This is a genomic window from Isoptericola sp. b408 (assembly GCF_030588085.1).
GTDB lineage: Bacteria > Actinomycetota > Actinomycetes > Actinomycetales > Cellulomonadaceae > Isoptericola > Isoptericola sediminis.
Genome location: NZ_JAUQYQ010000001.1, coordinates 999,026 through 1,021,611, shown reverse-complemented (window position 1 = coordinate 1,021,611; position 22,586 = coordinate 999,026). Strand labels below are relative to the sequence as shown.

At 74.8% G+C, this 22,586-nt stretch carries 22 protein-coding genes and 1 riboswitch; of the genes, 10 read left to right on the top strand and 12 right to left on the bottom strand.

The window, feature by feature from the left end; translation table 11 throughout:
* Positions 1-2 precede the first annotated feature (2 nt).
* Positions 3-2,645, bottom strand: a complete 2,643-nt coding sequence (gene pcrA, locus Q6347_RS04825; protein WP_304606801.1) for a DNA helicase PcrA — start codon at positions 2,643-2,645, stop codon at positions 3-5.
* A 75-nt stretch (positions 2,646-2,720) separates the two neighbouring features.
* On the opposite strand from pcrA, the gene Q6347_RS04820 reads away from it, so the two are divergent.
* Positions 2,721-4,424 carry a DUF389 domain-containing protein gene (locus Q6347_RS04820; RefSeq protein ID WP_304602469.1) on the top strand — a complete coding sequence of 568 codons (1,704 nt, stop codon included), beginning with the start codon at positions 2,721-2,723 and terminating at the stop codon, positions 4,422-4,424.
* A 20-nt stretch (positions 4,425-4,444) separates the two neighbouring features.
* Here Q6347_RS04820 and Q6347_RS04815 read toward each other — a convergent pair whose 3' ends face one another.
* From Q6347_RS04815 to Q6347_RS04805, 3 genes are read right to left on the bottom strand one after another with little or no spacing between them, the layout of a single operon-like run.
* A complete protein-coding gene (locus Q6347_RS04815) occupies positions 4,445-4,903 on the bottom strand; it encodes a GNAT family N-acetyltransferase (RefSeq protein WP_304602470.1) in 459 nt (152 codons plus the stop codon).
* Between the two features lie 34 nt (positions 4,904-4,937).
* Positions 4,938-5,420 (bottom strand): DUF456 domain-containing protein, encoded by a 483-nt coding sequence (locus Q6347_RS04810; protein ID WP_304602471.1) that lies wholly within the window; start codon positions 5,418-5,420, stop codon positions 4,938-4,940.
* A 37-nt stretch (positions 5,421-5,457) separates the two neighbouring features.
* Positions 5,458-5,835 (bottom strand): hypothetical protein, encoded by a 378-nt coding sequence (locus Q6347_RS04805; RefSeq protein ID WP_304606800.1) that lies wholly within the window; start codon positions 5,833-5,835, stop codon positions 5,458-5,460.
* A gap of 362 nt (positions 5,836-6,197) precedes the next feature.
* Between Q6347_RS04805 and Q6347_RS04800 the strand changes: the two genes are divergently transcribed.
* The 4 genes from Q6347_RS04800 to Q6347_RS04785 are packed head-to-tail and all read left to right on the top strand — an operon-like array spanning position 6,198 to position 10,879.
* Positions 6,198-7,919 carry a nitrite/sulfite reductase gene (locus Q6347_RS04800; RefSeq protein WP_304602473.1) on the top strand — a complete coding sequence of 574 codons (1,722 nt, stop codon included), beginning with the start codon at positions 6,198-6,200 and terminating at the stop codon, positions 7,917-7,919.
* Positions 7,916-8,794 (top strand): phosphoadenylyl-sulfate reductase, encoded by an 879-nt coding sequence (locus tag Q6347_RS04795; RefSeq protein ID WP_304602474.1) that lies wholly within the window; start codon positions 7,916-7,918, stop codon positions 8,792-8,794. Before Q6347_RS04800 ends, Q6347_RS04795 begins: the two co-directional genes overlap by 4 nt.
* 19 nt (positions 8,795-8,813) lie before the next feature.
* A complete protein-coding gene (cobA, locus tag Q6347_RS04790; RefSeq protein ID WP_304606799.1) occupies positions 8,814-10,115 on the top strand; it encodes a uroporphyrinogen-III C-methyltransferase in 1,302 nt (433 codons plus the stop codon).
* A gap of 56 nt (positions 10,116-10,171) precedes the next feature.
* On the top strand, positions 10,172-10,879 hold the full coding sequence (locus Q6347_RS04785) for a sirohydrochlorin chelatase (RefSeq protein ID WP_171246340.1): 708 nt from the start codon (positions 10,172-10,174) through the stop codon (positions 10,877-10,879).
* 17 nt (positions 10,880-10,896) lie between these two features.
* Here Q6347_RS04785 and Q6347_RS04780 read toward each other — a convergent pair whose 3' ends face one another.
* Positions 10,897-11,511 (bottom strand): response regulator transcription factor, encoded by a 615-nt coding sequence (locus Q6347_RS04780; RefSeq protein WP_216077385.1) that lies wholly within the window; start codon positions 11,509-11,511, stop codon positions 10,897-10,899.
* Between the two features lie 41 nt (positions 11,512-11,552).
* Positions 11,553-12,851, bottom strand: a complete 1,299-nt coding sequence (locus tag Q6347_RS04775; RefSeq protein ID WP_304602476.1) for an ATP-binding protein — start codon at positions 12,849-12,851, stop codon at positions 11,553-11,555.
* Between the two features lie 124 nt (positions 12,852-12,975).
* Here Q6347_RS04775 and Q6347_RS04770 point away from each other — a divergent pair, with 124 nt between their 5' ends.
* Together Q6347_RS04770 and Q6347_RS04765 are read left to right on the top strand one after the other, a co-directional pair.
* The gene (locus tag Q6347_RS04770; RefSeq protein WP_304606798.1) at positions 12,976-14,355 is read left to right on the top strand and encodes a PspC domain-containing protein; all 1,380 of its coding nucleotides are present in this window, start codon (positions 12,976-12,978) and stop codon (positions 14,353-14,355) included.
* Positions 14,352-14,780, top strand: a complete 429-nt coding sequence (locus Q6347_RS04765) for a hypothetical protein (RefSeq protein ID WP_304606797.1) — start codon at positions 14,352-14,354, stop codon at positions 14,778-14,780. Before Q6347_RS04770 ends, Q6347_RS04765 begins: the two co-directional genes overlap by 4 nt.
* A 78-nt stretch (positions 14,781-14,858) precedes the next feature.
* Here Q6347_RS04765 and Q6347_RS04760 read toward each other — a convergent pair whose 3' ends face one another.
* The 4 genes from Q6347_RS04760 to thiE form a co-directional block, all read right to left on the bottom strand.
* A complete protein-coding gene (locus tag Q6347_RS04760) occupies positions 14,859-15,344 on the bottom strand; it encodes an aromatic ring-opening dioxygenase LigA (protein WP_171246344.1) in 486 nt (161 codons plus the stop codon).
* Positions 15,345-15,466: 122 nt separating this feature from the next.
* Complete coding sequence (locus tag Q6347_RS04755) at positions 15,467-16,156, bottom strand: trimeric intracellular cation channel family protein (protein ID WP_304602479.1); 690 nt, start codon at positions 16,154-16,156, stop codon at positions 15,467-15,469.
* Positions 16,153-17,757 carry a glutamine-hydrolyzing GMP synthase gene (guaA, locus tag Q6347_RS04750; RefSeq protein ID WP_304606796.1) on the bottom strand — a complete coding sequence of 535 codons (1,605 nt, stop codon included), beginning with the start codon at positions 17,755-17,757 and terminating at the stop codon, positions 16,153-16,155. Before guaA ends, Q6347_RS04755 begins: the two co-directional genes overlap by 4 nt.
* Positions 17,758-17,806: 49 nt before the next feature.
* A complete protein-coding gene (gene thiE / locus Q6347_RS04745; RefSeq protein WP_304602481.1) occupies positions 17,807-18,454 on the bottom strand; it encodes a thiamine phosphate synthase in 648 nt (215 codons plus the stop codon).
* Between the two features lie 33 nt (positions 18,455-18,487).
* Positions 18,488-18,590: riboswitch (TPP riboswitch) on the top strand.
* Here thiE and thiO point away from each other — a divergent pair.
* The 3 genes from thiO to Q6347_RS04730 all read left to right on the top strand — a co-directional run bounded on the left by thiO (position 18,579) and on the right by Q6347_RS04730 (position 20,923).
* Positions 18,579-19,835: a glycine oxidase ThiO gene (gene thiO, locus Q6347_RS04740; protein WP_304606795.1), complete on the top strand. Its 1,257-nt coding sequence runs from the start codon at positions 18,579-18,581 to the stop codon at positions 19,833-19,835. (Overlaps the previous riboswitch by 12 nt.)
* Entirely contained in the window at positions 19,832-20,092 is a 261-nt protein-coding gene (gene thiS / locus Q6347_RS04735; protein ID WP_304606794.1) for a sulfur carrier protein ThiS, read from the top strand. Before thiO ends, thiS begins: the two co-directional genes overlap by 4 nt.
* Before the next feature lie 9 nt (positions 20,093-20,101).
* Positions 20,102-20,923: a thiazole synthase gene (locus Q6347_RS04730; RefSeq protein WP_304606793.1), complete on the top strand. Its 822-nt coding sequence runs from the start codon at positions 20,102-20,104 to the stop codon at positions 20,921-20,923.
* A 9-nt stretch (positions 20,924-20,932) separates the two neighbouring features.
* On the opposite strand, the gene Q6347_RS04725 is transcribed toward Q6347_RS04730, so the two are convergent.
* Both Q6347_RS04725 and Q6347_RS04720 read right to left on the bottom strand, forming a co-directional pair.
* Positions 20,933-22,171 (bottom strand): ThiF family adenylyltransferase, encoded by a 1,239-nt coding sequence (locus Q6347_RS04725; protein WP_304606792.1) that lies wholly within the window; start codon positions 22,169-22,171, stop codon positions 20,933-20,935.
* Between the two features lie 2 nt (positions 22,172-22,173).
* Complete coding sequence (locus tag Q6347_RS04720) at positions 22,174-22,569, bottom strand: DUF3817 domain-containing protein (RefSeq protein ID WP_171246350.1); 396 nt, start codon at positions 22,567-22,569, stop codon at positions 22,174-22,176.
* Between the last annotated feature and the right edge of the window lie 17 nt (positions 22,570-22,586).

The following is a 22,586-nucleotide window of genomic DNA, read 5'->3' as shown; positions in this document are numbered from 1 at the left end:
GCCTACAGCTTGGTGACGGGGCTGAAACGCAGCAGCAGGCGCTTCGTGCCGTCGGCACCGAAGTCGATCTTCGCCACGGCATTCTGACCGGTCCCCTCCAGGCCGACCACCGTGCCCGCCCCGTACGCGTCGTGGGTGACCTTGTCCCCCACCGCCAGCGACGGGATGTCGGTGTCCTGGCGCGGTGTCGCCGACCCGAACCGCGGCCCGCCGGACCCGCCGCCCGTCCGGCCGATCGGCCGCGGCGGACCGCTCGACGGCGCTTTCCCCGCCGCCGCCCGCGACCCGGCACCGGACCCGGCGCGTGCCGGTGCGCGGCCGGCACCGTAGGCGCCGCCGCCCCAGGTCGAGCCGCCGCGCCGCAACGTCTGCGTGGCCGACTCCGCCCGCCGCCAGTCGACGAGCTCGGCCGGGATCTCGTCGAGGAACCGGCTGGGCGGGAACTCGTTGGCCATCCCGAACGCCGAGCGGGTGCCCGCCCGCGACAGGTAGAGCCGTTCGCGCGCCCGGGTGATGCCCACGTAGGCGAGCCGCCGCTCCTCGGCCAGCTCGGCGTCGTCGTGCAGCGAGCGCATGTGCGGGAAGGTGCCGTCCTCCATGCCGGTGAGGAACACGACGGGGAACTCCAGGCCCTTGGCCGTGTGCAGCGTCATCAGGGTGACCACGCCCGGGTCCTCGACCGGCTCCTCGTCGTGCGCGTGCTCGGCGCCCCCGTCGGCGACGTCCTCGTCGGGGATCTGGTCGGCGTCGGCCACCAGCGAGACGCGCTCGAGGAAGTCAGCCAGGTCGCCCTCGGGGTCCATCTCGGTGAACTCGGCGGCCACGGCGTGCAGCTCGGCGAGGTTCTCGACACGGGTGGCGTCCTGCGGGTCGTCGCTGGCCCGCAGCTCGGCGAGGTACCCCGTCCGGTCCAGGACCGCGCCGAGGACCTCCGCCGGGGTGGCGTCGTCCTCGACCATCGCCCGCAGGTCGGCCATCATCGTGGCGAACGCCCGCAGCGGCTTCAGCGTGCGGGTGGTGACGGCGGGGATCTCGTCGACGCGCTGCAGGGCGGCGCCGAAGGAGATGCGCTCCGCCGCGGCGAACCCGGCCACGAGCGACTCGGCCTTGTCCCCGAGTCCCCGCTTGGGCACGTTGAGCACCCGGCGCACCGAGACGTCGTCGTCCGGGTTGGCCAGCGCCCGCAGGTAGGCGACGGCGTCCTTGACCTCCCGGCGCTCGTAGAACCGGGTCCCGCCGACCACCTTGTACGGCAGCCCGACGCGGATCAGCACCTCCTCCAGCGCCCGCGACTGGGCGTTCGTGCGGTAGAAGATCGCCACGTCGCCGGGACGCACGCCCGCGGTGTCCCCGAGCCGGTCGATCTCCTCGGCGACGAACCGGGCCTCGTGGTGCTCGTCGTCGGCGACGTAGCCGACGATCTTCGCCCCGTCCCCGGCGTCGGTCCACAGCCGCTTCGGACGACGACCCGTGTTGCGCGCGATGACGGCGTTCGCGGCCGACAGGATGCTCTGCGTGGAGCGGTAGTTCTGCTCGAGCAGGATCGTCCTCGCGTCCGGGTAGTCCTGCTCGAACTCGACGATGTTGCGGATCGTGGCCCCGCGGAAGGCGTAGATCGACTGGTCGGCGTCACCCACCACCGTCAGCTCGGCCGGGACCGCGTCCTGCTGGCCGGGCTCGTCCCCCGGCGTGCCGCCGACGAGCTCGCGCACCAGGACGTACTGCGCGTGGTTGGTGTCCTGGTACTCGTCGACCAGCACGTGCCGGAACCGGCGTCGGTAGTGCTCGGCGACGTTCGGGAACGCCTGGAGCAGGTTGACCGTCGTCATGATGATGTCGTCGAAGTCCAGCGCGTTGGCCTGTGCCAGCCGCGCCTGGTAGCGCCGGTAGACGTCGGCGAGCACCGTGTCGAACGCCGGCACCGAGGCGTCGGCGATCCCGCCGCCGGCCACCGCCCGCTCGCGCCACCCCTCCTCGGTCGCGTCGGTACCGGCCTGCTGCGCGTAGGCGTCCGGGTCGACCAGCTCGTTCTTCAGGTCGCTGATCTTCCGCGCCAGCGAGCGCGGCGGGTACTTCTTGACGTCGAGGTCCAGCTCCCGGCACACGAGGGTGATCAGCCGCTGGGAGTCGGCCGCGTCGTAGATGGAGAAGCTGGAGCGCAGCCCCAGGGTCGTGGCCTCACGGCGCAGGATGCGCACGCAGGCGGAGTGGAACGTGGACACCCACATCCGCCGGGCCGCCGGCCCCACGAGCTGCTCGACCCGCTCGCGCATCTCGGCCGCGGCCTTGTTCGTGAAGGTGATCGCCAGGATCTCCCCCGGCCGCGCGCGCCGGGTCGCCAGCAGGTGCGCGATGCGATGGGTCAGCACGCGCGTCTTGCCCGAGCCCGCACCGGCGACGATGAGCAGGGGCGCCCCGGCGTGCACGACGGCCTCGCGCTGCGGCTCGTTCAGGCCCTCCAGCAGCGCCTCGGCCTCCTCGGTGTCGGCGCCGGCACCCGCCCCCGGCTCCGTAGGCGGCTCGGGCACCCAGTCCGGAGCGCCGCCGTCGTCCCACCGCGGTGCGGTCGTGGGCAGGCGTGCGGTGTCGCCGGCGGGCGCCGGATCCAGTCCGGGGAGCGAGAGGCTGTCGAAGAGCGAAGTCATGGCGCACCCAGCCTAGGCGGTGCGGCCGACACCCGACGCCGCGCCGGGCGGTCCTACCCTCGCTATCGTCTCCGCATGGAGAGCCCCGCACGAGGCGGCACCGAGAGCACCGAGAGCACCGGGACGACCGCCGGCGCTCCACCCGTCCTGAGCCTCCAGGAGCTGCTGGCCCACCCGAGACGCCTGGTCAACCCCTCGACCGTGGGTGGGGCCATCGCGCTGGCCGTCGGCCTGGTGCTGGTGCTGGTGCCGGCCCTGTCCCACGAGCTGACGGAGGCGGTCGTCGGCATCGGCCTGCTGGTCTCGGGCGCGAACGACCTGTGGACGACCGTGCGGCGCCGGCAGGTCCGCGCGACGGTCCGGATGACGTCCGCCGTCCGCGGTCTCGCCTCCGTCCTGCTCGCGCTGGTCTTCCTGCTGTCGGCCCGCGCCGCGCTGGCCGCCACCATCCTGCTCGGAGCGATCTACCTGCTCTTCCGCAGCGTGCTCACGCTGCTGCTGGCCGCGTTCAGCAGGTCCCGCGACAAGCGGGCCCCGCGATTCGCCGCCGGCGGCGTCGGGCTCGCCCTGTCCGTGCTGATCCTCGCCGTCCCCGGCGCGTACGTCGACTGGATCGCGGCGATGGTCGGCGTCGTCGCCGTCCTCGGGGGCTCGATCACCCTCGCCTACGGGTACCGCGTCGCCGCCGGCCGGCTCCCGGCGCCCGACGGGCTGTACCCCTCGTTCACCGAGATCATCTGGACCTGGGTCGAGCACGTGGACGTCGGGACGACGCGGCGGGTGCAGATCGCCGACCAGCTCTACCTCGAACGTCCCGAGATGGCCGCCAAGCAGATCGCCTGGTGGACGATGCTCGTGCTCAGCGTGTGCATCGCCACCCTCGCCGTCCTGCAGGACTCGACGGCGGTGGTCATCGGGGCGATGCTCGTCGCCCCGCTCATGACGCCCATCCTGGGGCTCGCGGCCGCCCTGGTCAGCGGCTGGGCGTTCCGTGCCGTGCGCTCCCTGGCCCTGATCCTGGCCGGGACGGCGGTGGCGATCCTCCTCGCCTTCGTCATCGCCGCCTGGGTGCCGATCGTGGTGCCGTTCGACACGAACAGCCAGATCACCTCCCGCGTGGAACCGACCCTGCTCGACATGCTCGTCGCGATCGCCGCCGGGGCCGCGGGCGCCTTCGCCACGGTCGACCGGCGGGTCGCCGCCTCCCTCGGCGGTGTCGCCATCGCCGTGGCGCTGGTCCCGCCGCTGTCCGTGGTCGGCGTCGCGCTCAGCGACGGCCGCCTGGGTGACGCGGGCGGGGCCCTGCTGCTGTTCGGCACCAACTTCGTCTCGATCGTGCTGGCGGCGGCCGTGGTGTTCGTCCTCACCGGGGTGGCCGACCCGCGTCAGCTGCGGCGCGGCGGCCGCAAGATCCTGCTCACGATGGCACCGTTCGTCACCGCGGCGCTGGTGATCCTGCTACCGCTGCTGCTGACCACGGACGGCCTGCTCGAGACGTCGTCCCAGCAGCGCACGGCCCAGGGGGTCGTCGACGACTGGTTGCCCGACTCCTCGCGGCTCACCCTGACCTCCGTCTCGGTCTCCGACGGCACCGTCCAGGTCGACCTGGCCGGTGCCGCGGACGACCTGCCCGAGCTCGCCGACCTGCGGACCGCGCTGGACGAGCAGCTCGACGGCTCCTACGCCGTCGACGTGGCCGTCACGCCGGTCGAGATCGAGAGCGTCCCGGCCGTGTCGCCCTCGCCGTCGCCCTCACGGCTGAACATCGACCTCGGCTGACGCCGGCTGGTCGCACCCCGCTAGCTCGTCGAGGCGCCCGCCCCGACCCGCCGCATGGGCGTGTGCGGGATCCCGTCCTCGAGGTACTCGGGGCCGTCCGGCACGAACCCGAAGGTGGCGTACCAGCCGACCAGCGGGGACTGGGCGCCGAGCACGACGTCCTGGCCCGGCGAGGCGGTCGTGGCGGCCTCCACCGCAGCCCGCATGAGCACGGCGGAGGCGCCGGTCCCGCGCACGTCCGGGTGGCAGACGACGCGTCCGACGCGCTGCTCGCCGCCGTCGTCGAGCACGCGGGCGGTCCCCACGAGCCGACCCGCGTCGAGCAGCAGGACGTGCCGCGTCGCGGGCTCGAGGTCGCGGTCGTCGAGGTCCGGGTAGGCGCACGCCTGCTCGACGACGAAGACGTCCTGCCGCAACCGGCACAGGTCGAAGACGGTCCGGGGGCCGAGGTCGTCGAGTCGACGGGTGAGGATCTCCACGGCGTCATCGTCACACGCCCGTGCGTCCCGCGGCTCAGGTGAGGACGAGCCCGACGATCCAGACGCCGGTCGCCAGCAGCCCGCCGAGGAGCTGGATGCCGATGGTGATCGCGGTCGCCTGGAGCGCGGCGACGGTCGCCTGCCAGGCGGCCGCTCGGTCGCGGCGCCGCACGAGCTCGACGAGCATCACCGCGAGGGTGAAGAACAGGAAGAGCCCGACCACGGGCACCAGGAAGAACCCGACGATCCCCGCGATGCCCCCGACGGCGAGCGTGAACCACGGCACCTCGGCACGCCGCATGTGCCGGCCGGCCACGAGCCAGTTGCCCGTCTCGGCCGCGACGATCAGCAGGGCGGCGACGGCGAAGACCACCCACGCCGTCGTCCCGCCCGTGGCCCAGGCCCACAGCAGCAGGGCGCCGCCGACCAGGGCGTTGCCCGGCAGCACCTGGACGACGATGCCGACGAGGCCGACGGCGATCGCGAGGCCGACGAGGACCTCGCCGAGCACGCTCACGCGCCGCCCCCGGAGGGTGCGACGGGAGGAAGGTGGGTCACCAGAAGACGGCGACGACGATGTTGACCAGCGTCAGGGCGCCGATCGTGTGCTTGAGGCCGGGGGTGACGGCACCCGTGCCGTTGTCCCCCTTGCGGCCCTGCCGCTTGGCGACGAAGGCGAGCACCGTGATGACCAGGGCGACCGCGAGCTTCACGCCGATCTTCGCCATAGAAGGAGCGTCGTCGGGGTCCTCCCATAGACCGCCGACCTCGGCGACGCCCACCATGAGGATGCCTGCCACCAGGGCGGTCGCGGCCCCGTGGAACACGCCGCGGTACAGGCCCGGGGTGCGCAGCGAGGCGAGGTAGCCACCCAGGACGATGGCCCACCCGACGAAGTGCAGCACCGTGAAGATGTTGTAGAGGAACTCCATGGGGGCCAGCCTAGCGACGGGACGGTGGCGCCCGGACCACCGCAGCCGTGGGACGCCTCACGTGCCGCGCGCACGTCCCATGATGCGGACCGCTGCTTTCGCGGGCCGACCGCCTCGGGTTACATTCGTCGCCATGACCACGGCCACGCCCCGGACGCGCACGACGAACCGTCGTGCCATGTCGGCGTGCCCGCTGCACCTGTGCATGTGCAGCTGTCAGTGCTGCTGTCGCTGATCGCGCCCCTCTCAGCACCTCCGCACCGCGGACCTGAGCACCGGCGCGCGCCGTCGGTCCTCACCCACCCCCGCTGAGTCCCGTCGTCGCGCGCGTCCCACCCCGAGGACCCGAGGACTCTCCCCCGATGACGACGCAGACCACCACGCCGCAGGACGCCGCCGGCCGCCCGGCACGCCCCGCCCGGACACCGAAGCCGAACGGCCAGTGGAAGATCGACGGCACCACGCCGCTGAACCACAACGAGGAGTTCAAGCAGGAGGGGCCGCCGCTCGAGGTGCGGGAGCGCATCGAGTCGACGTACGCCCACGAGGGCTTCGACTCCATCGCCGACGACGACCTGCACGGCCGGTTCCGCTGGTGGGGCCTCTACACCCAGCGCAAGCCCGGCATCGACGGCGGCCGCACCGCCACGCTCGAGCCGCACGAGCTCGAGGACCGCTACTTCATGCTGCGCGTGCGGACCGACGGCGCGGAGCTGACCCCGGACGCCCTGCGCGTGCTCGGCGGCATCTCGGACGAGTTCGGCCGCGGCACCGCGGACGTCACCGACCGGCAGAACATCCAGTACCACTGGATCGAGATCGAGAGCATGCCGGAGATCTGGCGCCGCCTCGACACCGTCGGTCTCGAGACCACGACCGCCTGCGGCGACTCGCCCCGCGCCTTCCTCGGCAGCCCCGTCGCCGGCATCGCCTCCGACGAGATCATCGACGCCACGCCGGTCATCGACGAGATCAAGCGCCGCTTCATCGGCGACCCCGCGCTCGCGAACCTGCCCCGCAAGTTCAAGACCGCCATCTCCGGCCACCCCAGCCTCGACGTCGTGCACGAGATCAACGACATCTCGCTGGTCGGGGTGGAGCACCCCGAGCGGGGTGCTGGCTTCGACCTGTGGGTCGGCGGGGGCCTGTCCACCGCCCCGCGCCTGGGCGAGCGCCTCGGCGTGTTCGTCACGGCGGACCAGGCTCCCGACGTCTGGCACGGCGTGATCCGGATCTTCCGCGACTACGGCTACCGCCGGCTGCGCAACAAGGCCCGGCTGAAGTTCCTGCTCAAGGACTGGGGCCCGGAGAAGTTCCGCGAGGTCCTCGAGACCGAGTACCTCGGGTACGCCCTGCCCGACGGTCCTCCCCCGGCGCCCGCGACCAGGCCCGGCGACCACGTCGGGGTCCACGAGCAGAAGGACGGGGACCTCTACGTCGGGGCGGCACCGGTCGTGGGCCGCGTGGGCGGCGGGACCCTGACCGGCCTCGCCGACCTGCTCGAGTCGGTGGGGGCCCGCTCCGCCCGGCTCACCGCCCACCAGAAGGTCGTCGTGCTGGGGGTGCCCGCCGACCGCGTCGACGAGCTGGTCGACGGTCTGGAACCGCTGGGCCTGACCGCGCGGCCCTCCCTGTTCCGACGCAACACGATCGCGTGCACGGGCATCGAGTTCTGCAAGCTCGCCATCGTGGACACCAAGGACACCGCGGCACGGGTCATCGCCGAGCTGGAGCAGCGGCTGGACGAGCAGGCCGAGCAGCTGGACCGCCCGATCTCGCTGAACGTCAACGGCTGCCCCAACTCCTGCGCCCGCATCCAGACGGCGGACATCGGGCTCAAGGGCCAGATCATCACCGTCGACGGCGAGCAGATGCCGGGCTTCCAGGTCCACCTGGGCGGCAGCCTCGCCGGTCAGGGCCACGACGCCGGGGGGCTCGGGCGCACGGTGCGCGGGCTCAAGGTCCCCGCCACCGAGATCGCGGACTACGTCGAACGCGTCGTCCGCCGCTACGCGGCAGACCGCACCGACGGCGAGTCGTTCGCCGAGTGGGCCCATCGCGCCGACGAGGCGGTGCTGCAGTGACGGCGGTCCAGGTCGGTCTCGGCGTCGGCCCCACCGCCGGGACGCGATCCGGCACGTCCTCGCTGGCCGGGGCCGCCGCAGCCGCACGGCGTCGGTCCGCCGAGCGGGAGATGTCGCGCGCCCGCCGCAACGCCCGGGTGGACGGCCGCGAGCGCCGACGGCGCTCCGACGTCGAGCTGTCGCAGATCGCGGAGCGCGGCCGTCGGGAGCTCGGCGGGTCCGGGCCCGGGTCGGCGGACGAGGCCTCGGCCGAGGAGGTCGTCGCCTGGGCGGTGGCGGAGTTCGGCGACTCCCTCGCCGTGGCCTCGTCCATGACCGACTCGGTCCTGGCCGCCCTCGTCAGCGCCCAGCTCCCCTGGGTGGACGTGCTGTTCGGCGAGACCGGCTACCACTTCGCCGAGACGCTCGGCACGCGGGACGCCGTCGCGCACTCCCTCGACGTCACCGTCGTGGACGTGCGCCCGCTGCTCAGCGTCACGGAGCAGGACGACGCCTACGGCCCCGACCTGTTCGCCCGCGACCCGGAGGCCTGCTGCCGCATGCGCAAGGTCGAGCCGATGCGCCGCGTGCTCGCGGGCTACGAGGCCTGGGCCACGGGTGTGCGCCGGGCGGACTCCGGATCCCGCGCCAGGGCCGAGCTCGTCGCGTGGGACGCGTCCAACAACCTGGTCAAGATCAACCCGATCGCGGCGTGGAGCGACGACGAGCTGGTGGGCTACGCCCTGCGGCACGGACTGACGGTCAACCCGCTGCTGCAGGACGGCTACCCGTCGATCGGCTGCGAACCGTGCACCCGGCGCGTCGCTCCCGGCGAGGACGCCCGGGCCGGCCGCTGGGCGGGGGCGGACAAGTCCGAGTGCGGCCTGCACATCTGAGACCGACGAGGAACACCCTGTGAACGACATCTACCCCCTGGGTCTGCGCGTGCGGGACCGGCTCGTCGTCGTGGTCGGCGGCGGGCCGGTCGCCGCGCGTCGTACCCGCGGCCTGCTGGACGCCGGCGCGCGCGTGCGCGTCGTGTCCCCGGTCGTGGTCGACGAGCTGGCCGACGCGGCCGCCGCCGGCACGATCGAGCACACCGCTCGCGCGTACCGCGCGGGCGACCTCGACGGCGCCTGGCTCGTGCACACCGCCACCGGCGTGCCCGCCGTCGACCGCGCGGTGGCCGCCGAGGCCGAGCGGACGCAGACCTTCTGCGTCGTGGCGGCCGACGCGGACGCCGCCACGGCCTGGGTCCCCGCCTCCACCTCCCTGCCCGCGGCGGATGCCCGGGCGTCGGACGACTCCGGGCCGGACCCCTCCGCGGCGGACGTCGTCGTGTCCGTGCACGCCGGTCGTGACCCCCGGCGCGCGGCCCGGCTGCGCGACGCCGTCGCGGCGGCGCTGACCTCCGGCGAGCTGCCCCTGCGTCGCGTCCGCGAGGTCCGGGGAGACGGGTCCGACGGCGGCCGCACCGGACGCGTCGCTCTCGTCGGCGGCGGGCCGGGCGACCCCGGACTGCTCACCGGACGCGGGCGACGTCTCCTGGCGAGCGCCGACGTGGTCGTCGTGGACCGTCTCGCCCCCCGGGGCGTCCTGACGGCGCTCGCGGACGACGTCGAGGTCATCGACGTGGGCAAGACCGCCGGCAACCATCCCGTGCCGCAGGAGCGCATCAACGAGCTCCTCGTCGAGCACGCGCGCGCCGGACGCGACGTCGTGCGGCTCAAGGGCGGGGACCCGTACGTCTTCGGCCGAGGCGGCGAGGAGCTGACGGCCTGCCGGGCCGCGGGTCTCGACGTCGAGGTGGTGCCCGGCGTGACGTCGGCGGTGTCCGTGCCGGCCGCCGTCGGGATCCCGGTCACGCACCGCGGGGTGGCGGCCGGGTTCAGCGTCCTCACCGCGCACGAGGCGCTCGACGCCGTGCCCGGCGGGCCGGAGCACACGCTGGTCCTGCTGATGGGCGTCACCCGCCTCGCCGCGACGGCCACGGCGCTGGTCGCCGCCGGCCGCCCGGCCGACACCCCCGTCGCGGTGGTCGAGGACGGGTACGGACCCCGTCAGCGCGCCACGGTGGGCACCCTGGCCGACATCGCCGCCCGGGCCGCCGCGGCCGACGTGCAGCCGCCCGCGGTCACGGTGATCGGTGACGTCGTGCGGCTGTCACCCGCCTGGGCGGCTCACACCGCCGCGACCGAGGGTGTGAGCCCCTCGTGACACGGCGTGACACGGCCGACACCGGACCGCACGATCCGTCGCGTAGCGTGCCCGTCATGACCGTCCCGACTCTCCTCGCGATCTCCCACGGCACGTCCTCCGCGACCGGAGCGGCCGCCGTCGCCGGGCTGGTCGACGCCGTCACGGACCGGCTCGCCGGCACGGTGCCGGTCCGGGCCGGGTTCGTCGACGTCCAGGAGCCCGACGTGCCCACCTGCCTGGCCGCGCTGCGCGAGACCTCCACCGTGCTCGTCCCGCTCCTGCTGTCCGCCGGGTTCCACGTGCACGTCGACCTGCGCGAGGACGTCGAGGGCGCCGTCGCCGCCGGGCAGCAGGTCGCGCTCGCCGGGGCCCTCGGGCCGGACGACCGGCTGGTGGACCTCCTGGAGCGTCGGCTGGCGGACGCGGGGCTGGCCGCGGGCGACGTCGTCGTGCTGGCCGCGGCGGGGTCCTCCGACGCGCGGGCCGTGGCCGACTGCGAACGCACCGGCGAGCTGCTCGCCGCACGCACCGGGCACCCGGTCCGTGTCGGCTACCTCGCCAACGCCACGCCGACCCTGCGGGACGTCGTCGCGGCCGTGCGCGAGGAGCACCCGGGGGCGCGGGTGGCCACGGCGAGCTACCTCATCGCCCCCGGCTACTTCCAGACCCTGGCGGAGCGGGCCGGCGGCGACACGACCTCCGCCCCGCTGCTGCTGCCGGAGGGCCCCGCTCCCGAGGAGCTCGTCGAGATCGTCGTCGACCGCTACCGGGCCGCCCGCTGAGCCGACCGCGACGACCGTCAGAGCAGACGCCGCGCGGCCGCCCACCGGGTCAGCTCGTTGCGGTTGGACAGCTGCAGCTTGCGCAGCACCGCCGACACGTGGGTCTCGACGGTCTTGACCGAGATGAACAGGTCCGAGGCGACCTCCCGGTAGGTGTAGCCGCGGGCGATGAGCCGCATCACCTGCTGCTCGCGCCGGGAGAGGCGGTCGAGCTCGTCGTCGGCCACCGCGACGTCGCCCGCCGAGGTGCCGAACGCGTCGAGCACGAAACCGGCCAGCCGCGGGGAGAACACCGCGTCCCCGCCGGCGACACGGACGACCGCGGCGGACAGGTCGGACGCCGAGATGTTCTTCGTGACGTAGCCGCGTGCCCCCGCCCGGATCACCGCGACCACGTCCTCCGCGGCGTCGGACACCGACAGCGCCAGGAACCGCGTCCCGGTGAGCAGGTCGGTGCAACGACGCACCACCTCGGCCCCGCCACCGCCGTCGCCGCCGGGCAGGTGGACGTCGAGGAGCACCACCGGCGGCCGGTGCTCGTGCACGACGGCCACCGCCTCCTCGACGTCGGCGGCCTCCCCGACGACCCTGACCCGTTCGTCCAGGCTGGCCCGCACGCCGGTACGGAACATGTGGTGGTCGTCGACGAGCACGACGGGCACCGGGGTGTCGGTCACGGGCGGACTCCTTCGGTCTCGGGGGCGGACGACGCCGAGTCGGCGGACGGTGCGGTGCGGACGTCGGCCGACCGAGGCACCAGCAGGTGCACCTCGGTGCCCCAGCCGGGGCGGCTGGTCACCTCGGCGGTGCCGCCACGCCGCCGCACCCGACCCAGGATGGACTCGCGCACGCCGAACCGGTCCGGCGCGACGTCGTCGACGTCGAAGCCGTCGCCGCGGTCCCGCACGAACACCTCGACCGCGGTGTCGGTCACCTCGAGGTAGACGGTCACCGGCGCGGCACCGTGCACGGCGGCGTTGACCAACGCCTCGCGGGTGGCCTGCAGCAGCGCGGTGGTCGCCTCGGTCGGCGGGCAGTCGCCGACGGCGACCGTCTCGATCTCGGCCGCGCGGCCGTCCTCGACCTCGCCCACCAGGGCGCGCAGCTCGGCCGCGAGCGACGTGCCCTCCGCGGGTCGGTCGTCGTACAGCCACTCGCGCAGCTCGCGCTCCTGCGCGCGGGCCATACGGGCCACCTCCTCGGGATCCGTCGCGCGGGCCCGGATGAGGGACAGCGTCTGCAGCACCGAGTCGTGCAGGTGGGCGGCGATGTCGGCCCGCTCGGCCTCGCGGGCGCGTGCCGCCCGCTCGTCCCCCAGCTCCCGCACCAGCCGGAGCCACCACGGGGCGAGCACCAGCGCCACGCCGACGAGCACCGCCAGGGAGGCGAGCGTGACCGTGAGCAGCTCTCCCGGCGGGGTGCCCTGGACGAACAGCAGCAGCACGCCCGCGGTCACGAGGACCAGGCCCCCCGCCAGGCGCAGCAGCATCCCGGACCGTGAGGCCGGGGCCTCCCCGGCCCGCGCGCGCTGCACGGCGTCCAGCTGGCTCCAGGCCAGGGCGGCGCCCCCGCCCACGATGAGCAGCGGCAACCAGGCCGAGGGGAGGTCCCAGCCGGCACGCACGGCGACCAGGACCAGGGCGCCGACGAGCAGGCCGACACCGATCATCACGTCGCGGCGGGACATCGCCTGCACGGTGCCCGCGCGGCGCAGCCGGGGGGCCAGTCGGGCGGCGGCGGCGGGCCGCGCGGCGACGGCCGTGTCCTGAGGGTCGCCGGCCGGCACCGTGACCCACCAGAAGACGTACACCGCGAGTCCCATCCCGCCGGCGAGGGTCAGCAGGACCAGGGCCAGCCGGACCAGCCCGACCGGCACGTCGAGGTGCGCCGCGAGCCCGGCGCACACGCCGCCGACCCACCGGCCCTGGCGGGGCCGGCGCAGCGGCAGCCGGGTGGGGATCGGGGACGTCACCCCCTGATCGTGGCACGTCAGGGTGCCGCCGCGCCCCGGATCCGGGGTCGTGACCGCCGGAATCAGGGTCGGTTCAGGGCGTCCCCCGATGCCTTCCGGCACGCGCGCGGAGCACGATGAGGACATGACCACGAACGACACCCCGCCACCGAGCGGCGGCCCCGGCCCCGGCGACACCGGTCCCGGGACCCCGCCCCCACCGCCACGTCCTGCCGGCGACGGCTTCTTCGACTCGTTGCGCCGCACGGGTGTCACCCGTGCCGAGGACCGCTGGGTCGGCGGCGTCGCCGCCGGAGTCGCCCACCGGTTCGGCCTCGACCCGCTGCTGGTGCGGGGCCTGCTGATCCTCAGCTTCTTCGTCACCGGTGCGGGCCTGGTGCTGTACGGCGCCGCCTGGCTGCTGCTCCCCGAGGCGTCCGACGGCCGGATCCACCTGCAGGAGGCGATCCGCGGGAGGTTCGACGTGGCGGTCCTCGGCGCCGGCCTGACGATCGTCGCGGGCATCGGCTGGGGCGGCGGGATCTGGCCCTGGTGGGACGGGTTCCCCGAGTGGATCGCGGTCCTGTTCTGGATCGGGTTCTGGGTGGCCGTGGTCTGGCTGATCGTCAAGCTCGTCCGCTCCCGGCAGCAGGGCGGGGCAGCGCCGCCCGCCGCGCCGGCGGCACCGGCGGCACCGGCGGCACCGGCCGAGGCCCCCCCGGGGCCGTCGGCCGCCCCGTTCGAACCCGCGCCGCGGGTGACCTACGCCTCGGCACCGCCCGCCGCGCCGGCTCCCCGGACGCCGGCGCCGACCACCCCGGCCGTCCGCGCCGCGGGCGGCGGGACGATCGGCGTCGTGGTCGGCCTCGCGCTGCTGGCCGGAGCGGCGCTGCTGGCCGCCGACATCGTGCTGGGACTGACGATGCCGGTGTGGGGCCTGTGGCTCGGGACCACGGTCGCGATCGTCGGCGCCGCCCTCGTGGTCACCGGCCTGCGCGGACGCCGCGGCGGGTGGCTCACCGCCTTCGCCGTGCTCGGCCTCGTCGCGACCCTGGTGACGTGGCCGTTCGCCGACCGGCACACCTGGTGGGACGAGTGGCCCTGGGACGACGGGCGCGGTGTCACGACCTCGTCGGGCACCACCGTCAGCTCCGGCATGGTCACACCGCGGTCCGTGGCGGCCGCCGAGGAGGGCGTGCGGGTCCAGTTCGGCGAGGCGTGGGTGGACCTCACCGAGCTCGACCTCACCGACGTCGAGCCGGGGTCGCCCGTCGAGGTCCCGATCGAGATGACCGCCGGGCGCACGGTCGTGGAGATCCCCGCCGACGCGGCCGTGGTGGCCTCCGTCGACGTCAGCGCCGGGAGGTTCGTCTGGGACGTGGACGGCGAGTACCGCACCGTCGACGGGTTCAGCGGCGGCCCCACCACCTACACCAGCGACGAGGCCAGCGAGGCGGGAGGGCCCGTGCTGCTGCTCGACGTCGACGCCCGCGCCGGAGAGATCGTCATCCAGGAGGACCGATGAGCACCGACCCGTACCGCACACCGGGCGCCGAGCCCGAGCCCTCTCCCGACCACCCGACCGTGGAGATCCCCCGGGAGGCCGCGAGCACCGCCGGGGACGCCGCGGGCTCCCCCGCGGACACCGCGGGCTCCCGCGGGGACGTCCCGCAGGAGTCGACGTCCACGACCGCCGACGCCGCCACGAGCGCGACTGCTCCCGGCCCCGACCCGGACGTGTCGGCCCCGGGGCGCGCCCGACCGCGGACCGGCACCGTCGTCTGGGGCATCGTCGTGGTGGCCGTCGCGGTCGGCCTGCTCGCCCGCACCGCCGGGGCGAGCATCGACGCCGAGCTGGCCGCCATCCTCGTGCTCGGCACCGCCGGCCTGCTCCTCGTGGTGGGCTCCGTCGTCGGGGCCGCCCGGCGGCGCCGACGCACCGGTCGCTGACCCCGCACGCACGTCGGGGCGAGCACACCGGCAGTGGTGTGCTCGCCCCGACGTCCGTGCTGGTCCGGGAGCTGCGACTCAGGCGGTCCTGGCCGGCGCGGGCCCGCCCGGCGGAGCGGCCGCCGCGGCGACCTTCGGGCCCCCGAGCCGGACGAGGGCGAAGCCGATGAGCACGAACATCACGCCCAGGCCGATCACCAGGGCGGAGACGCCGAACGAGACCACCGAGGTGAACAGCGAGGCCCGCAGGAACGAGGCGTTCATGACCGTGTCACGACGCGGGTCCTCGCGGTCGAGCTCCGCGTACGTCATGCCCTCCGAGGCCTCCAGCGCGTGCTGGTTGATGACGTCGGCCTGCGCGTAGGCGGTGAAGGGCCCGGCGACCTCCTGGCCGGCCATCATGCTGGCGTCGTCGGAGACCGTGATCTGCTCGTCGGACAGCGTGGACGAGACCACGAACCAGACGACGGCACCGGCGATGATCATCAGGATGCCGGCGATGATGGTGAAGACGCCGATCCCGCGGACACCCTTGGCGGATTGGACGGTTACAGAGCTGGACATGAGTCTGCCTCTCGTAGCGCTTCTGCGGTTGTTGACCGGTAGTTGACGCCCCTGGCCGCCAACTTACCGCTCCCGACCTGCCCCGTCACGACGAACCCGAAGGTCAGAGCAGGAATCCGGCGTCATTCACCCGGTACCGAGAACGTCGGCATGCCCCAGCCGAGCCGGACGGCGAGCAGACGCACCGTGAGGATGAGCACCAGCGGCACCCAGAACACGATCGCCGGATCGGCCCCCAGCTGACGCAGGCCGAGCTGGACCGCCGCCCCGAGCAGCGCCGCCGTGGCGTAGAACTGCGCGTTGCTCAGCACCTCCGGCACCTCGTTCGCCAGCACGTCGCGGATCACGCCCCCGCCGACCCCGGCCATCACCCCGACGACGGCCGCCGAGACCTCGTTCGCCCCGGCGGACAGCGCGACGTTCGTGCCGATGACGACGAACAGCGCCATGCCGGCCGCGTCGGAGATCTCGATGATCTGCAGCCGGCGCAGCAGGTCGAGGGTGCGCGTGCGCGCCAGCGGCACCACCAGGAGCGACGCGACCACGCCGACCAGCAGGAACGTCGGCTCGGTCACCCAGAACACCGGCGTCCGGCCGATGAGCAGGTCGCGCAGCGTCCCGCCGCCGATGGCCACGGCGCTGCCGAGGACGACGACGCCGACCAGGTCCATGCGCTTGCGCCCGGCGGCGAAGGCCCCGGAGATCGCGAACGCGACCGTGCCGAGGTACTCCAGCACCCGCTGCACGACGCCGAGGGTCGTGGTGACGGCGTCCGGCTCCGTCGCCAGCGCCGCGGCGAGCTCCCCGGTCACTCCCACTCGATGGTGCCCGGGGGCTTGCTCGTGACGTCGAGCACGACCCGGTTCACCTCGCTGACCTCGTTGGTGATGCGGGTGGAGATGACCGAGAGCACGTCGTAGGGCATCCGGGTCCAGTCCGCCGTCATCGCGTCCTCGCTGGAGACGGGACGCAGCACGACGGGGTGGCCGTAGGTGCGGCCGTCGCCCTGGACGCCCACCGACCGCACGTCGGCCAGCAGCACCACAGGGCACTGCCAGATCTCGCCGTCCAGACCAGCCTTCGTCAGCTCCTCGCGGGCGATGGCGTCCGCGCGCCGCAGGACCTCGAGCCGCTCGGCCGTGACCTCGCCGATGATCCGGATACCCAGTCCGGGGCCCGGGAAGGGCTGACGGGCGACGATCGGCTCCGGGACCCCCAGCTCGCGGCCGACGGCGCGCACCTCGTCCTTGAACAGGGTGCGCAGCGGTTCGACCAGCTCGAACTGCAGGTCGTCGGGCAGGCCGCCCACGTTGTGGTGGCTCTTGATGTTGGCCGCGCCCTCGCCGCCGCCGGACTCCACGACGTCCGGGTACAGGGTGCCCTGGACCAGGAACTTCACCTCGGAGCCCTCGCCGTGCACGGCGTGCTCGTGCCCCTCGGCGACGATGTCGCGGGCGGCGTCCTCGAAGACGCGGATGAACTCGCGGCCGATGATCTTGCGCTTCGTCTCCGGGTCGCTGTGCCCCTCGAGGGCGTCCAGGAACCGCTTGCGCTCGTCGCGGACCACCAGGTTGACGCCGGTGGCGGCGACGAAGTCGCGCTCGACCTGCTCCACCTCACCCTCGCGCAGCAGACCGTGGTCGACGAACACGCAGGTCAGCTGGTCCCCCACCGCGCGCTGCACGAGCGCCGCGGCGACCGAGGAGTCGACGCCGCCGGACAGCCCGCAGACCACACGGGCGTCCCCGACCTGCGCGCGGATCGCGGCGACCTGGTCGGCGATGACGTTGTCCGGCGTCCAGTCGGGCCGCAGCCCGGCACCCTCGTAGAGGAAGTGCTCCAGCACCGTCTGCCCGTGCGCCGAGTGCTTGACCTCGGGGTGCCACTGGACGCCGTACAGGCGACGGCCGCGGTCCTCGAAGGCCGCCACCGGCGACCCGGACGACGTCGCCAGCACCTCGAACCCCTCCGGTGCGGCGTGCACGGAGTCGCCGTGGCTCATCCAGGTGGTCTGGGTCGTCGGGGTGTCCGCCAGCAGCACGCCGGCCGAGCACACCTCGACCTCGGTGCCGCCGTACTCGCGGGTCCCGGTCTGGGCGACCTTGCCACCCAGAGCCTGCGCCATCGCCTGGAAGCCGTAGCAGATGCCCAGCACGGGCACGCCGGCGTCGAAGAGCGCGGCGTCCACGAAGGGCGCGCCGGTGGCGTAGACGGAGGACGGACCGCCCGAGAGGATGATCGCCGCGGGGTTGCGGGCGAGCATCTGCTCCGGCGTCCACGTGTGCGGGACGATCTCGGAGTAGACGTTCGCCTCGCGCACGCGGCGGGCGATGAGCTGGGCGTACTGGGCGCCGAAGTCGACCACGAGGACGGGTCGGGGCGTGCTGTCGGGAGCGGTGGCGGGAGACGTCACCGCCTCATCCTATCCGCCGTCGCGCGCCGGTCCGGGGTGCCCGCCGGCCTCAGGCCCCGAGCCGCTGCCGCAGGGTCCGCGCGGCCCGCTCGGGGTCCGCGGACTCCGTGATCGCGCGGACGACGACGACCCGTCGCGCCCCGGCGTCGAGGACCGCGTCGAGCCGGTCGGCGTCGATCCCCCCGATGGCGAACCAGGGCGTGGTCGGCGCGGTGCGGGCCACCTCGCGCAGCAGGTCGATGCCGACGGCGGTCCGGCCCGGCTTGGTGGGCGTCGCCCAGAGGGGGCCCACGCAGAAGTAGTCGACGTCCCCGTCGGCCTCCGCCGCGGCCGCCTGCGCGGCCGAGTGGGTGGACCGGCCCAGGACCGGGGCCGGGCCGAGCAGGGTCCGCACCGCCGGCACCGGGAGGTCCCCCTGCCCCATGTGCACCACGGGTGCACCGGTGAGCCCGGCCACGTCCGCCCGGTCGTTGACCGCCCACAGCGCGCCGTGTTCGGTCGCGACCCGCGCCACCAGCGCCTGCAGCTCGAGCTCGCGGGCGACGTCGAGGGTCTTGTCGCGGAGCTGGACGACGTCCACGCCGCCCCGCAGCGCGGCGTGCAGGAACTCCTCCAGGTCGCCGCGCTCCTCGCGGGCGTCGGTGCACAGGTAGAGGCGGGCGTCGGCGAGGCGTGCGCGCAGGTCGGAGGTCTCCATCGGGGCCGAGTCTAGGGACCGGCGGGAGTAGGGTGGGCGCAGCACGGGAGCCTCGCGGAGGCTGAGAGGGCGCCGGGCGCCGACCGTCGAACCTGATCTGGATCATGCCAGCGAAGGGAGCACCGTGGACCGACCCCTGTCCACGCCGCCGGACGGCGTGCGTGACCTCCTCGTCGTGGGCGGCGGCATCATCGGCCTCGCCGTGGCGTGGCGCGCGCTCGAGGCCGGGCTCAGCGTCACCGTCCTGGACCCCGACGCGGGCGACGGGGCGACCCGGGCGGCAGCGGGCATGCTCGCCCCGGCCACCGAGGCCGAGTTCACCGAGGACGCCGCGCTGGCCCTGCACCTGGCCGCCGCCGGCCGCTGGTTGACGTTCGCCGCCGACCTGGAGGCCGCCGCCGGCACCGGGGTCGGGCTGCGGGAGTCCGGCACGCTCACCCTCGCCTACGACGACACCGACGCCGCGCTGCTGCGACGGCTCCTCGCGCTGCAGGCCCGGCACGCGGTGAGCTCGCGGGTGCTGACCATCGCCGAGGCGCGCCGGCACGAACCGCTGCTCGGACCGCGGCTCAGCGGTGCCGCCTGGGTCCCGGGCGACCACGCCGTCGACCCCCGCGCCGTGCACGCCGCCCTGCAGCGGGCGATCGCCGACGGGCACGGCGCGGTCGTCCCGCGGGCCGCGGTCCGGCTCGTGCGGCACGACGGACGCGTCGTCGGCGCGCTCGACGACGCGGGCCGGGTGCACCGCGCCGGCTCGACCGTCGTGGCCGCCGGCTGGGCGTCCGCGCCGCTCCTGGCGGACCTGCCTGACGTCACGGTCCCGGTCCGCCCCGTCAAGGGCCAGACCCTGCGGCTCCAGGCCGACCCGGACCTGACGCCGCGGCACGTCGTGCGCGGCCTCGTCCAGGGCCGGCCCGTCTACGTCGTGGGCCGGACACCGGCGACCGAGGGGCCGTGGGCCGGGCACTGCGAGATCGTGGTCGGGGCCACGACGGAGGAGAACCCCGACGACCGCCGCGCCACCGCCGGCGGGGTGTTCGCGCTGCTGCGGGACGCCCGCGTTCTCCTGCCGGCGATCGACGAGGCGGCGCTCGTCGAGGTCACGCCCCGGGCCCGGCCGGCGACGCCGGACAACCTGCCGCTGGTCGGTCCGACCCACGTGCCCGGTCTCCACCTGGCCACCGGCCATCACCGCAACGGCATCCTGCTCGCCCCCCTCACGGCCGAGATCGTCGTGGCGGGCCTGACGGGTTCGTGGTTCGACGTCGACGTCACCCGCGCCGACCCGCCGACCCTGCTCGCCGCCCTCCGGGCGTCGGACCCGCGCCGGTTCCCGCCGCCCGACCCCGACACCCGCCGCACCGACGGAGGACCCCGATGACCAGCACCGACCGGCACACCGCCCCCGCCCGCAGCCGGGCCCTGGTGAACGGCGCTCCCTACGACCTCGGGCCGACCGGCACCGTGCCGCTCACCGCGCTGGTGGCGCACCTGGCACCCGGGCACGTCACCGACGGGGAGGTCCGCGGCGTGGCCGTCGCCGTGGACGACGTCGTCGTGCCGCGCGGCGCCTGGGAGTCCACGGCGGTGCGCGCCGGCGACCGCGTCGAGATCGTCACCGCCGTCCAGGGCGGCTGAGGAGGAACCATGACCACGACCGACCCGACCGCCGACGGCACCGCACCGCTCGTCGTCGCAGGGACCGAGATCGCCTCCCCGCTGGTGATGGGCACCGGGGGCGCCGCCAACCTGCTCACGCTGGAGGAGGCCCTGGTCGCCTCCGGCACGGGGCTGACCACGGTGGCGATGCGCCGCGTGGCCCCGCGGGCCGGCGGCGAGGCGACCCGGGACGCGGGGATCTGGGGGCTGCTGGAACGCCTCGGCATCCGCGCCCTGCCGAACACGGCCGGGTGCTTCTCCGTGCGCGAGGCGGTGCTCACCGCCCGGCTCGCCCGTGAGGCGTGCGGGACGGACTGGGTCAAGCTCGAGGTGATCGCCGACGACGTCACGCTGCTGCCCGACCCGGTGGGCCTGGTCGAGGCCGCCGACGAGCTCGTCCGCGACGGGTTCGTCGTGCTGCCCTACACGAACGACGACCCGATCCTCGCCCGGCGCCTCGAGGACGTCGGCTGCGCGGCGGTGATGCCGCTCGGCGCACCGATCGGCTCCGGGCTCGGGATCCTCAACCCGCGCAACATCGCGGCGATCGCGGAGGCCGCCCGCGTCCCGGTGATCCTGGACGCGGGGATCGGGACGGCGTCCGACGCCGCGCTGGCGATGGAGCTCGGCTGCTCCGGGGTGCTGCTCGCCACCGCGGTCACGCGGGCCGAGGACCCCGTGCGCATGGCCCGCGCGATGCGGCTGGCCACCGAGGCGGGGCGGCTCGCGGCCGGGGCCGGCCGCATCCCGCGGCGCGAGGGTGCGCTCGCCAGCTCGCCGCCCGAGGGGCGGCTCGACCTCGCCCTGTAGGAGGGTCGCTCAGCCGAGCAGCGCGGGGACGCCGCCGACGACGGACCGCGCGTCGAGGCCCGCCGCCCGGGCCACCCGGGCGACCTTCGTCGACCGCGGCCCGGCCGCGCACACGAGCAGCACCGGCCGGTCGGTGGGCAGGGTGTCGAGCGCGGACCGGGCCGCCGCGTCCGGGGCTCCCGCGGCGGTGCCGAGGAACGTCCCGCTGGGCACGAGCCGGGCGCCGGCCACGGGGCGCGCCCGGGCCTCCCACTCCTCACGCACGTCCACCAGGACGGCGGGGCGCTCGGCCGCGAGCAGCGCCCGGGCGTCGGCGACGGTGACCTCCGGCGACCCGGGGCCCGGGTCCCCGGCCGGCGCCAGCCCGCAGAAGGCCACGTACGCGTCGTCACCCGGCAGCATCGCCGTGACGGGTTCGCGCGCCGGGTCGGGCCGGACGGTGAGCGAGCGCCAGTCCGCGGCGAGGGCGTCGTGCACGGCGAGCCGCCCGTGCAGGACGTCGCCGACTCCCGTGATCAGCTTGAGGGCCTCGGTGGCCATCGCGGAGCCGACCGTGCCGCACATCGCGCCGAGCACGCCGCCGGTGGCGCAGTCCGGGACGACGCCGGGCGGCGGCGGGTCGGGGAAGACGTCGCGGTAGGTGACGCCCCGGCGGGACGTGGTCCCGCCGTCCGCCGCCGTGTACCGCGGGGCGCCCCAGAAGACGCTGACCTGGCCGTCGAAGCGGTCGATCGACCCCCACACCACGGGGAGCCCGAGGACCTCGGCGGCGTCGGAGACGAGATAGCGGGTCGGGAAGTTGTCGGCCCCGTCGAGCACGACGTCGTAGCCGCCCAGCACGTCCAGGACGTTGCCGGGGTCCAGGCGCACCGGGTGCTCGACCACCTCGACGTGCGGGTTGACCTCCGCGATCGCCGCGGCCGCCGACGTCGTCTTGGGCCGGCCCAGGTCCGCCTGGCCGTGCAGCACCTGGCGCTGGAGGTTCGTGACGTCCACGACGTCGTCGTCGACGACCCCGATCACGCCGACGCCGGCGGCCGCCAGGTACAGCAGGGCCGGGCTGCCGAGCCCACCGGCACCGACCACGAGCACCCGGGCGGCCGCGAGCCGCCGCTGCCCGTCGAGGCCCAGCCCGGGCAGCGCGAGATGCCGTGCGTACCGGTCCAGCTCGGCGTCGGTCAGCCCGGGCGCCGGGTCGACCAGGGGCGCCAGCCGGTCGGTCGTCCGGTCCGGGGCGTCGGCGTGCACCGTCACACCCCGTACCGGTCGGCGAGCGCCACGAGCTTGGCGTCGGCGTCGGCGTGCACCCGCTTCTCCAGCACGAACGACATCACCGGGACCACACCCGCCAGCACCATCGTGGTCAGCCGGCCGAAGCTCCAGCGCATCTTGGCCCACAGGTCGAGCACCGTGACCAGGTAGACGACGTAGATCCACCCGTGGGCGAAGGGCACCCAGCCCATGTAGTCGATGACGGCCTGGACCGGGACCAGGTACTTGAAGACCATCTCCACGCAGAGCACGAGCAGCATGACGCCGGTGACGATCGCCAGCACCCGGTAGCGGGTCAGGGCGCCGCGTGCCTTGCGGATGGCGGTCGCCGCCTGGTCGGTGGTGGCCGTCGGGGTGTTCTGCTCGGTGCTCACGGCACCAGGATAGGCGG